General features: G+C 62.9%; 7 protein-coding genes and 2 pseudogenes. 1 reads left to right on the plus strand and 8 read right to left on the minus strand.

Annotation, left to right across the window (positions count from 1 at the left end):
• The 5 genes and pseudogenes from EN914_RS39975 to EN914_RS15265 form a co-directional block, all read right to left on the minus strand.
• Nucleotides 1–170, minus strand: a pseudogene (locus tag EN914_RS39975) (ATP-binding cassette domain-containing protein); the annotation flags it as partial.
• Between the two features lies 1 nt (nucleotide 171).
• Nucleotides 172–1,263, minus strand: coding sequence for an ABC transporter ATP-binding protein (locus EN914_RS15250; RefSeq protein WP_013530823.1), 1,092 nt, complete (start codon nucleotides 1,261–1,263; stop codon nucleotides 172–174).
• Complete coding sequence (locus EN914_RS15255) at nucleotides 1,260–2,219, minus strand: carbohydrate ABC transporter permease (protein ID WP_013530822.1); 960 nt, start codon at nucleotides 2,217–2,219, stop codon at nucleotides 1,260–1,262. Before EN914_RS15255 ends, EN914_RS15250 begins: the two co-directional genes overlap by 4 nt.
• Entirely contained in the window at nucleotides 2,216–3,076 is an 861-nt protein-coding gene (locus EN914_RS15260) for a carbohydrate ABC transporter permease (protein ID WP_024501565.1), read from the minus strand. Before EN914_RS15260 ends, EN914_RS15255 begins: the two co-directional genes overlap by 4 nt.
• A gap of 81 nt (nucleotides 3,077–3,157) precedes the next feature.
• Nucleotides 3,158–4,771: an extracellular solute-binding protein gene (locus EN914_RS15265; RefSeq protein ID WP_024501566.1), complete on the minus strand. Its 1,614-nt coding sequence runs from the start codon at nucleotides 4,769–4,771 to the stop codon at nucleotides 3,158–3,160.
• Nucleotides 4,772–5,107: 336 nt separating this feature from the next.
• On the opposite strand from EN914_RS15265, the gene EN914_RS15270 reads away from it, so the two are divergent.
• Nucleotides 5,108–6,136, plus strand: coding sequence for a LacI family DNA-binding transcriptional regulator (locus EN914_RS15270; protein WP_024501567.1), 1,029 nt, complete (start codon nucleotides 5,108–5,110; stop codon nucleotides 6,134–6,136).
• Between the two features lie 57 nt (nucleotides 6,137–6,193).
• Here EN914_RS15270 and EN914_RS15275 read toward each other — a convergent pair whose 3' ends face one another.
• The 3 genes and pseudogenes from EN914_RS15275 to EN914_RS15285 form a co-directional block, all read right to left on the minus strand.
• Complete coding sequence (locus tag EN914_RS15275; RefSeq protein ID WP_024501568.1) at nucleotides 6,194–7,213, minus strand: aliphatic sulfonate ABC transporter substrate-binding protein; 1,020 nt, start codon at nucleotides 7,211–7,213, stop codon at nucleotides 6,194–6,196.
• A gap of 36 nt (nucleotides 7,214–7,249) precedes the next feature.
• Nucleotides 7,250–8,146, minus strand: a complete 897-nt coding sequence (locus EN914_RS15280; RefSeq protein WP_024501569.1) for an ABC transporter permease — start codon at nucleotides 8,144–8,146, stop codon at nucleotides 7,250–7,252.
• Between the two features lie 12 nt (nucleotides 8,147–8,158).
• A pseudogene (locus EN914_RS15285) lies at nucleotides 8,159–8,432 on the minus strand (ABC transporter ATP-binding protein); the annotation flags it as partial.

The following is an 8,432-nucleotide window of genomic DNA, read 5'->3' on the forward strand; positions in this document are numbered from 1 at the left end:
GTGTCAGGTGTCTCCAACCCGAGCACCAGGCGCAGGATGGTCGACTTGCCCGACAGCGGCGGACCGAAGAAGCAGAAGAACTCATTGTCGTTGACGGTGAACGAGGCGTCGTCGACGGCGAGTGTATTGCCGTAGCGTTTGGTCACATTACGGAAGACGATATCGGCCATCTCAACCTGCCTTCATCGCAAGGCCGGTAGCGGCGTCGAAAACGCGCACTGACGACGTAGTGGGAGCGACGACAGCGGTATCGCCGATAGCCAGCCCGACATCATTGTCGAACACCGTTTTCACAGCCGCCTCGCCCTGGCCGAGATGAACGATGGTGCGCGCACCGATCCGTTCGACAAAGGTCACCGGCATTGCGAGGCCCTGCCCATTCTGCACCAACGTCGCCTGTTCAGGCCGGAATCCGTAAAGCACCTCGCCGCGTGCACCACGCATGGCCGCTGCGAGTTCGCCCGCCAGCGGCGGCGTGACGCCCAACGGTCCGAGATCGACGACCAGTCCGCGGTCGCTCTCCGCCGGCCTGCCCTTGAGCAGATTCATGCCCGGCGCACCGATAAAGCGGGCGACGAAGACATTGGCTGGATCGTTGTAGACCTCGAGCGGCGTGCCGACCTGCTGCAAAACCCCATGATCCATGACCGCGATGCGGTCGGCCATGGTCATCGCCTCGAGCTGGTCGTGGGTGACATAGACCATGGTCTGGCGGAACTGCCGCTGCAGCTGCTTCAGTTCGGTGCGCATGACGGCCCGGAAAGCGGCGTCGACATTGGACAGCGGCTCGTCGAGCAGGAAGATCGCCGGCTCCATGATCGCCGAGCGGCCGATCGCCACCCGTTGCAATATGTTGACCGACAGCTTGTCGGCCTTGCGGTCGAGCAGCGGCGAAAGCTGCAGCATCTCGGCGATGGCGCCGACGCGACGGTCGATCTCGGCTTTCGCGGCACCTCGCATTTTTGGTCCATAGGCAAGGTTCTGGCGCACCGTCATATGCGTGAAGATGGCGTAGTTCTGGAACACGAAGCCGACGCCACGCCGGCCCATCGGCACGCCGGCCATGTCGCGGTCGCCAAACAGGATCTTGCCGCCGGTCGGTTCTTCCATGCCGGCGATCATGTTCATCGTCGTCGACTTGCCGCAGCCCGACGGGCCGAGCAGCGCCATGAACTCGCCATCTGATATTGCCAGGTCCATGGTCTTCAGCGCGGTGAAGTCGCCGAATTTCTTGACCAGGTTTTGCAGGTGGATGGCGCTCATGCCGGAACCTCGCGTGCCCGCGCCATGCGCTTCATGGCAAACACCGCGACGATCGACAGCACGACCAAAATGGCCAGCGCGATCGCCGCCACATAGCCCCAGATCAGGTCCTGCGTGGTGAGCTTGTAGATGTAGACCGAGATGGTTTCGGTAGCGACGCCTGGACCGCCGCCGGTCATGATGTAGAGCGTGTCGAAGATCTTGAAGTTCTCGATCACCCGGATCGCCAACGCGATGATGATGATCGTCTTCATCTTCGGCAGCACGATGGTGACGAAGCGCTGCCACGGATTGGCGCCGAGCAGCGTCGCCGCCTTGATCTGGTCCTCCGGCACGCCGACCAGGCCGGCAAGCAGGATGAGGAACATCAGCGGCGTCCATTGCCAGATGTCGGCGACCATCACCGCGATCAGCGCCAGTGTCGGATCCGACAGCCAGGCGATGGTGACCGGAGATCCGGTGAGCGCCGACAAGATGTCGTTCACCGGGCCGCCGGACTGGAACAGCATGAAGAACATGTAGCCGGCCACGGCAGGCACCACCATCATCGGCATCAGCAGGATCGAATAGAAGACGCGCTTGCCCGGGAAATCGTCGGCAAACAGTGTCGCCAGCGCCAGCCCAAGCAGGAATTCCGCCGGCACGCAGACGATCATGACGATGGCCGTACGCTTCAGCGCGCTCCAGAAGCGCGCGTCGGCGGCGAGATCGGTGTAGTTGGCAAAGCTGTTCCACATCGACCAGGCGTTCCACCAGCCGGTGCCCGACAGGGGCGACCAGTCGGTGACGCTGATGTAGAGCTGCATCAACAGCGGGAAGGCCGAGATGAACAGCACCAGGATCTGCGCAGGCAATGTCAGCCGGAAACCCAGCCTTGCGCCCTCATCGCGCGAAACCGGCTTTGCTCCGACGGCTTTCACCTCATCCTTGGAAGTCATGACAGTCACCGCGCTCATTGCTTGAGCGCCCCGAATGTCAACCCGCGCACCAGATGGCGTTGGATGGCGATGCCCATGATGACCGGCGGCACGGCCGCGATCAGCCCAAGCGCTGCCTTGGCGCCATAGAGCTGCCCGGTCATCGAGGAAGAAAGAGAGGCCATGTAGACCGGGATGGTCACCCATTCGCGCGTCGTCAGAAGCAGCGCGATCAGATAGTCCGACCAGTTGAGGATGAAGACGAAGAGCGCGGCACTGGCCAGCGGCGCGCGCATCATCGGCAGCGTGATGCGCGTGAAGACGCGCAGCCGCGAACAGCCTTCGACAAGCGCCGCCTCCTCGATCTCACGCGGCATGTCGTCGAAGAAGGTCTTCATCAGCCAGAAGGCGAACGGCAAGGTGACGATGCCGTAGATCAGCGCCAGGCCCCACCAGCTATCGGTGAAGTTGAGGAAAGCCCACATGATCATCACCGGGATCATGACCGCCATCGGCGGAAAGATCCTGAGTTGGATCAGCGCCAGCGGCAGGTTCTGGCCGGAGCCGAAACGCGAGAGCCCATAAGCCGCCGCAGTGCCCGCCGACATGGCGATCACCGTGCCGAAAACCGCCGACAGCAGCGATGCGAGGATCGGCTTCAGCGCGGTACGGTCGAGCGCGACGATCAAATTGTTGGTCGACTCCCCGAAGACGAAACGAAAATTGCTGAGCGTCGGGTTCTTCGGCCACCAGGTCAGGTCGGCGCCGGTCGCCGACCATTCGGCGATCGGCTTGAACGCCATCGATACCATCCACAGGATCGGCACCAGCGTCACCGCCATGGCCGCGAAGATCGCGGCATAGCGGAATATCAGGAAAGGAACGGAACGCTTCATCTGGCGGCTTTGCTGGTGGCGTTGTGGGCGGAGGGGAAAAGCAGGCTCCTCCCCTCCTTCGATGTGATCCAGGGAGATGGATCAGACGATCGGGTCGAGAACTGTCGGCCAGGCCTCCTTGTTGGTCTTGATGGCTTCGAGCAGTTTGTCCTCGCCGGTGCGCCGCACGATCTTCTTCCACTCCGCCTCCGTATCGGCCATCGCCTGCTCCGATGTCTTGGCCTTGGTCAGCGCCGCCATGAGGTTCTCGTCGAGCGCATTGTGGAAGGCTGTCGCGCCGGGATAGTTGATGGTCGGCACGGTGCGCGCCACCGTCTCGCGCACGACGTCCATGTGGTAGGCATGATAGGTCTGGCGCACCAGCGGATCGGAGAAGTCCGAAAGCCGGAACGGGTCCAGATAACCGCCGGGATTGGCACTCATCCAGGCGTAAATACGGGCCGAGCCCAGCCATTGCAGCAGGAGATAGGCAACCTCCTGGTTCTTCGACTGCGACGAAACCATGCCGGTCAGCGAGAACCACAGCACGGAGCGGCTGATCAGCTTGGAGTCGATCTCGCGGCCTGGCGGCAGCATCGAGCCGATCTTGCCGGTGACGGCTGAGTCCTTGTTGCCGGCATTGTCGAGGAATTTCGGCAGGTTGGAGAAGGCGCAGGTCATCGCCGCACCACCCTTGGCGAAGTTGCCGTATTGCTCCGGCCAGCCCCAGGAGATCGCATCCGGCGAGTGATGCGCGAGCGAAGCGACATATTCGTTGGTGGCGGCGATGCCTTGCTCGGAATTGATCATCGGCTTGCCGTCATCGCCAAACAGGAATTGGTTGGGCGAAGCCATCGAGACATAGCGCTGGTACCAGTTGGTGTAGCCCCAGCCCTGGTTGCGCAGGTCGGTCGAGCCGAACAGGCCCTTGTCCGGACGCTGGAAGAAGGCGGCGATGTCGCCATGCTGCTTCCAGGTCTTCGGCGGCGCCAGATCGTAGCCGTATTTGTCCTTGAAGGCCTTCTTCTCGGCTTCGTCGCCGAACAGGTCGGTGCGGTAGACCCAGGTCTGGAAGTCGCCGTCCAGCGATACGCCATAGTTGGAGCCGCGGTATTTGTTGAGCAGCGACACGCCCTTGGCGCCGTTGACATAGCCGCTGACGGGATCGTCCCATTCGGGCTTGTGCTGCGCGACAAAGTCATCGAGCTTGGCGATGCCGCCGGTTTCGGCGAGGTCGCCGAGGCGGTTCCATTCGGTCGAATAGATGTCGTAGGTCCCACCCTTGGTGGAGATGTCCTGCATCGTCTTGGTGAATTCCTGGCCGTTCGGCAAACCGACGATTTCGATCGCGATGCCGGTTTCCTTTTCCCACAGCTCCTTGATCGACGGCGCACCGGCCGGGAACGGCTGCGTGAGCTGGCCGATCGAGCCGTCGGACAGGCCGAGCACGATCTTGGCGGGCGCCTTGCCGGCGCCCTTCAGCGCCTTGGCCGCCTCGATGGCGCGGCCTTCCGGCGTGTCGGCGCCATACTGGTAGCGCTCGGCTCCATCGAAGCCCGTCGGGCCGCCGATCATGCCTGGCGCCAGCGCGTCGGCCGCATAGGCGCGGCCGGGACGAATGAATTGGGGTGCGATACCAGCGGCGGCCATGATCACAGCCGCCTTTCCTCCGGATGCCAGCAGCCGGCGCCGCGAGATGCGGATCAAGTCAGACATTGAAACTCCTCCCTCAGGGCCACGTTTCCTCCACGGCCCTTATGAGGGATATTGACGGCAGCATGGCAAGGCTGTCAACATCATAAATAATCAAAACACCTCACAACATCGCAATAGGGCAAGGAAATGCACAAAAACGGGATCCATGCATCATGCCGGGTGCTTCAATTTGAGGGCACACGACCCTTCCCGGCCCTGCGCAGCCCTGCCGGACCATTTGATTTAGCGCGGCGGCTTGCGCATGGGCTAAGGGCGGATACATCATTTCCCATCAGAATCGCCGATGGCGGGGAAGCCGTCACCAGCCGATCTGACGCATGCAGGAGATGAAAGACGGTGCGTTCCACCCTGACTGACATAGCCCGGGAAGCCGGCGTCTCGGCCGCCACCGTCGACCGCGTGCTCAACAACCGACCCGGCGTGCGGGCGCGCACGCGCGAAATCGTGCTCGAAATGGCGCAGCGCCTCGGCTACATCGCCGAAGGCCCGAACGGCGCGCCGCCACGGCCCTCGCCTGGCGAGGTCATCCGGCTCGACTTCGCGCTGCCGGCCGGCACCAATTCCTTCATCAAGATGCTGCACCGGCACATCGAGGCACAGGCTCTGGCGCGGCCCGACCTCGATGTCCATATCGCCACCATCGAGGGCTTCAATCCTGACCGGCTCGCCCGCCTGCTGCAGGACCTGCGCGGACAGACGCAAGGCGTCGGCGTTATAGCGCTCGACCATCCGACGGTGCGCGAAGCGATCCGATCCCTGTCGGCCAACGATATCAAGGTGGTGACCATCGCCTCCGACATCCTGCATGTGCCCAGGGTCGCCTATATCGGCATCGACAACCGCGCCGCCGGGCGGCTGGCCGGCTATCTGCTCAACCGCTTCATGGGATCGGGGCATCCGGGCAAGGTGGCGCTGTTCGCCGGCTCGCTGTCCTATCGCGGCCACGAAGAACGCGAGATGGGGTTCCGCCACGTCCTGACCGAGGAATCACCCAACCTGCAGATCGTCGAGATGCGCGAAATGCTCGACGACCGCGAGAAGGCCTATTCGGAGGCATCGGCCCTGCTGGAACGGCACCCCGACCTTGCCGCGATCTACAATGTCGGCGCCGGCAACACCGGCATCGCCCGCGCGCTCAAGGAGCACGGCCGCGCCCAGTCCATGGTCTTCCTCGGCCACGAGGTGACGGACGGCACCAAGGACCTTCTGCTCGACGGCACGCTCGACGCGGTCATCGACCAGAACCCGCGCGTCGAAGCCCGCGAAGCGCTCAACACTTTGACCCATGCGGTCCGGGGATTGCCCTATGAACTGCACCAGCCAAGGCTGCAGGTGATCTTCAAGGAGAACATCCCAGAGATTTGACGGACCAGACGAACGGGGCAGCGCGGTAAAGCGCCCGCCCCGCTCGATGCTTCCAGTCTATTGGACGGCAGCGACTTCAGCCGCGGCGCCATCGACAAAGCTCTTGTCGACCCATTTTCCGTAATCGATCGAGCCCTTCAGGAGCCCGGCGCTGGCCATGAATTTCTCCTCGCCCTGCAAGGCGGCGATCGCGTCGTCGGTGAGTTTCGGATCCTGGTGGAACACCCCGTCGGCATAGGTCTTGCGGACGGATTTCTCCGACGACTTGGTCGCCTCCACAAACGTCTTGATCGTCTCGTCCGGATGAGCGTCGGCCCAACGCGAAATCTCGATGTCGACCTTCAGCAGCCGCTTGACCAGATCGGGATATTTCGCCGCGAAGGCGCCGTTGACCGAGATGACGTTCGGCACGTTCCATTCCGGATGGGTGCTGGTGTCGAACAGCACCCGCGCCTCGCCGGTGTCGACCAGCTTGGCCGCCGTCGAATCCGTCTCGACAATGGCGTCGATATCGCCGCGCAGCAGCGCCGGGCCGGATGCCTCGAAAGGCAGGTTCAGACCTTCGACGTCATTGGTGGTCAGGCCGACGCTGTTCAGTGCCTTGCTGAAGTTCGAATGCCGCACCGTTCCGGTGAGATAGGCGACCTTCTTGCCCCTGAGATCCTGCAGCGTCTTCAACGGCGAGTCGGTTTTGACGACGATGTAGGAACCGCCGGCCTTCACATAGCTCGACAGGCCGATCAGCTTGACGTCGGCGCCGGACGCAGCAACGCGCAGCGCCGGATTGTTGCCGGTATAGGTGAACTCGATGGCGCCGGTCGCCAATGCCGTCGTGGCTTCCGAGCCGCCGTTGAAGGTCACCAGTTCGACCTTGATGCCGTCCTTGGCGAATTCCTTGTCCCACCAGCCGTCCTTCTGGGCGAGGATGAATTTGAGGTGCCCCGGCGCCGTGCTGCCGATGCGGATGATGTCAGGCTTGTCCTGTGCGAAGGCAGGCATGCCGCCAAGGCCGATGACGACGGCAATGGCGCCCTTCAGCAGCAGCCGGCGAATTGCGTCGAATGGAATGTTGGGCATGGGAAAATCCTTCCTGTTTGGAATGAATGGGGCCGCTTAAATGAGCGAGGTCTCGGACTGGCCCTTCCAGGCTGTTGCCCAGCGCTCGAACCAGACGAGCAGGTAATTGACGGTCAGGCCGATGACGGTCAGCGTCAGGATGCCGGCATACATGTCGGCCGTTTCCATCATCAGCTGCGAATTCTGGATGAGGAAACCGAGGCCGGATTTGGCCGCCAGCATCTCGGCGCCGATGACCGCGAACAGCGAGGATTTCACCGCCAGCCGAGCGCCGGCGACGATCGAGGGAATGCTGGCCGGCAGGATGACTTTCCGGAACAGGTCGAAGTCGGACGTGCCCATCGAGCGCGCCGCCTTGATGAGCAGCGGATCGACCGACTTGACGCCGCTGATCGTGTTGACGAGGAGAAAGAAAACCGAGGAGTAGAAGGTGATCGCCACCTTCGATTCCTCGCCGATGCCGAGCAGCAGGATGAACACCGGCAGCAGTGCGAATTGCGAGGTGTTGCGCAGCGTCTGCACCAAAAGGTCGGAAACCTTCTCGAACAGCGAATAGCGCCCCATCAACAGACCGAGCGGGATGGCCACCACCACGCCGAGTGCGAAGCCGATCGCAGCGCGCTGCAGGCTTATGCCGATATGCTCGATCAGCACGCCCGAGGCGAGCAGCGCCCACCAGGCGACCAGCACCTCGCTCAGCGGCGGAAAGAAGATCCGGTTCAGCCAGCCGAGCCGGGGCGCGATCTCCCACAGCAGGAAGAACAGGCCGAGCAGCGGCAAGCCATAGAGGAATGTGCCGCGGCTCGCTTTCTTGCTCCGGATCTTGGCGTTGGCCTTGATGGCGGGGACCCTGGCGGCGGCGACCGTTTCGCCAGCGCCGGCAAACAGGTGGAGCGCTCCAGCGGAGCCAAACTTCTCGGTCAGATAGGCCATGGGTCCAGTTCCTCAGTGACTGAAGGCTGGCGACAGAGTCCAGTCCTTCTGCGCCTTGTTGACCTCGTCGCGCAGCACGTCCCAGACGCGAGCGCGATATAGATTGAATTCGGCGCTGGCGCGGATGTCGCCGTCGCGCGGCCGTGGCAGGTCGATATCGATGATCTCCTTCACCGCGCCCGGCCGCGCCGTCATCACCACCACCCGGTCGGCGCGGAAGATCGGCTCGTCGATCGAGTGGGCGACGAAAATGACAGTCGTTGTGATCTTTCCCCAGATCCGCAGC

It is taken from the genome of Mesorhizobium sp. M7A.F.Ca.CA.001.08.2.1 (assembly GCF_003998455.1).
In the GTDB taxonomy this organism is placed as follows: Bacteria; Pseudomonadota; Alphaproteobacteria; order Rhizobiales; family Rhizobiaceae; genus Mesorhizobium; species Mesorhizobium ciceri.